The 2,570-nt window shown below is 68.6% G+C and carries 4 protein-coding genes; all 4 read right to left on the reverse strand.

Going from position 1 to position 2,570, the window contains the following annotated elements; genetic code table 11:
* Positions 1 to 20: 20 nt before the first annotated feature.
* From ACT6Y9_RS10335 to ACT6Y9_RS10350, 4 genes are read right to left on the reverse strand one after another with little or no spacing between them, the layout of a single operon-like run.
* Positions 21 to 335: a hypothetical protein gene (locus ACT6Y9_RS10335; protein WP_295479376.1), complete on the reverse strand. Its 315-nt coding sequence runs from the start codon at positions 333 to 335 to the stop codon at positions 21 to 23.
* On the reverse strand, positions 335 to 859 hold the full coding sequence (locus tag ACT6Y9_RS10340) for a hypothetical protein (protein ID WP_295479379.1): 525 nt from the start codon (positions 857 to 859) through the stop codon (positions 335 to 337). The genes ACT6Y9_RS10335 and ACT6Y9_RS10340 overlap by 1 nt, the downstream gene beginning before the upstream one ends.
* Positions 856 to 1,419 carry a hypothetical protein gene (locus ACT6Y9_RS10345; RefSeq protein WP_443744471.1) on the reverse strand — a complete coding sequence of 188 codons (564 nt, stop codon included), beginning with the start codon at positions 1,417 to 1,419 and terminating at the stop codon, positions 856 to 858. Before ACT6Y9_RS10345 ends, ACT6Y9_RS10340 begins: the two co-directional genes overlap by 4 nt.
* Positions 1,420 to 1,435: 16 nt before the next feature.
* Positions 1,436 to 1,939 carry a hypothetical protein gene (locus ACT6Y9_RS10350; RefSeq protein ID WP_295479385.1) on the reverse strand — a complete coding sequence of 168 codons (504 nt, stop codon included), beginning with the start codon at positions 1,937 to 1,939 and terminating at the stop codon, positions 1,436 to 1,438.
* Positions 1,940 to 2,570 lie beyond the last annotated feature (631 nt).

Below are 2,570 nucleotides of genomic sequence, written 5' to 3' on the forward strand. Positions count from 1 at the left end.
CCGGGCGGCCGGAGCGCGGCTCAATCGCCGCCGTGGCTGCGGTTCCAGTCGCGGATGAAGCGCCGCGCGGCGCCGCAGGCGTAGCCCAACTGATAGAACTTGTCGCCCATCGAGCTGATGATCGCCTCGACGTCCACGGGCGGGAGCTTCTCGAGGATGTAGCCCTGGAGTTCGTCGCGCAACACGTCTTCGGGCGGGCGGTTGCGCATTTCGGAGACGGCGCGCAGCGTGCGCATCGCTTCCGGGGAGAGCCCGTGGAAGATCCGCGAGAGCGCCTCCTCGCGTAGCCGCTCCTCAATGGCGGCGCGCGCCCTGTCTTCGATTTCGTTCGCCATCAGCCGAACTCCTCCGCTCCGGGCGCCCCCGCGAAGAGGTTCGCCCATTCGCCCGCGAAGATCACGGCGGGCTCGGTCTCGGCGGCCGACGCCGGGGGATAGCCCGCGTCGAGCGCCTTCTCGAGGAGCTTCATCCCCTCCCGCGCAAAGATCCGCCCGGCCTCGGCGATGATCTGCTCGTCGCCGACGGGAAGCTCGAGCGAAAGCTTCGTGCCGAAGACCCGCAGGAGCTCGTTGGCGAGCCCCTCGGGGTGCCAATCCTCGATCACCTCAAAGTGGCGGCTTTTGCCCGCGAAGGTGGCGCCAAGCCACAGGGCGAGCTTTTCGTTCGCGGCGTCGAGCTCCTCGGCGCTCATCTCGCCCGCGCGACGGAGCGCCAGGCGCTTGGCGAGGTTGCGCATCGCCTGACGGAAGATCCCGTCCACGATGTCGATGGCGCCAAGGCTCGGCTTCTGCTCGGCCGAGCTCGAATGGTCGTGGCAGCCGCCGGAGCCGCACCGGGGCCCGCAGGAGCCGCACCTCATCGCGCCGCCTCCTGGGCCTTCGGCGAGTCGCCCAGGGCGTCGCCCGAGAAGCGCGCCGCCCAGACGGCGGCGAGCCGCTCGATGCGCACGCGCAGCACTTGGTCGGTGAGCTTTGCGCCGTCGGCGGCCGCGGCCTTCACCATCGCGTAGATCTCGCGCAGGAAGACGCGCGCGGCGTGCACCATGAGCGCACGCGGATTCTTCGGGTCCGCGCCTTCGGGAAGGTTGCGGAAGAGCGCCGGGAGGTTGCGCTCCATTTCGGCGACGAGCTCGGGGCCGGGTTCGGGAGCATCCTCCGCGGGGGCGAGGCGGATGCGCTCGTGCTCGCCCATCAGGATCTGCGCGAGCTGGCGCACCGTGGCGTCGTCGCGCTCGCCCGCTTCGTCGGGCTTGAGCTTTCCGGCGCGCACCTCGAGCACGTTGCGGATCACGCTGGTGACGATGCCGGCGAGGAAGTCCTGAAAGTCGCGGGCCGTCAGGACGGCCTTCTCGCCTTGAAGGGCGGCGCGGGCCGCGTCGGCGAGCGTGGGCTCGACGGGAGTCTCAGCTTTGTCGATCATTTGTCTTCTCCAATCCTCAGTGCGCCTTCACGCCGAGAATCCGCTCGGCCCAGTTGATCATCCAGAGGTGCGTCGCGTCCGAGGCGAGGAATTCGTGCATCTCAGCCCCGTCCATCGCCCCGCCGCGCAGTTCGAGCCAGGCGTCGGCGCGCACGAGAAGCTCCTCGAAGAACATGTTGACGGCGAGAGCCACGACGCCCGCGTCGTCCTCGAAGATGCCCCGGTCCTCGGGGCTCATCGTGTTGATGCGCTTCTCCACATAGGGGTGCAGGCGCTTCGCAGCCGAAGCCGTGCTGAAGCCCTTGGGCAGATCGACGATGCCGCTCGCGTCCTCAAAGAGGGCGGCCATGCCGAAGACGATCGTCGAGACCTCCTCTTCGGAGGCGTTCGACTGCGGGCGGTAGATCGCATGCAGAAAGTCGGAGGCCGCGCAGGCAAAGAGTTCGGCGGCGGCGGCCGGGTCGGCGAGGCTCGGGCGCAGCGCAAGGGCGCCGCAATGGGAGGAGGCGTCTTCGGTCATGGATTCGAAACGGAGTCTCTCTGGGAAAAAAAAGGCATGCGCGGCCGGCCTGGCGCCGTCGGAGCGCAAACCCCGGCGGGCGCGGCGGCGCGCATCAGCCGATTATAGGGACGCCCACCGCCCCCGCCGAACCGCCGCGGGAGAGGACTCGGTCCCGGGATCCGGCGGTCCGCCGGAGAGAGAGCGGGCGGGAGCGGCTTTGGAGGACAAAAAATCCCGCAGCCTCTTCACGGCGCCTCGAGAAGGAGGGGGCGGGAGGCGCTTCCCTTGAAGGGAGTGTGCCGAATGCTGCGGGACCGAAGAGAGCGGCGGCGCCGGAGGGAAGCCGTCGGCCGCACCGGCGAGCTCATCACTTCGTCATAGGAGGCTCAGTGAGACGGAGGGGCTCGGGCGCAGGTGCGGACGGGAAAATCCGCCGCTCATGTCAATTTTAGTCCTGCTGCGTCAAAAATTTCCGGATAATCAATTATTTCCACACTCATCGTTAACCCTCGGACGACGCGTCTTCTGCGCTCCCATGCGGCGCGTCAGCCGCGCGCCTCCGCCTCAACGGCGGCGAGAATTTCGCCCATCGACTCGAAGCGCCTGACGGCGGCGCGGTCGAGCGCTTCGCGCGCGGTCTCGGAGTGCC

It is taken from the genome of Sutterella sp. (genome assembly GCF_052272535.1).
Taxonomy (GTDB): Bacteria; Pseudomonadota; Gammaproteobacteria; order Burkholderiales; family Burkholderiaceae_F; genus Sutterella.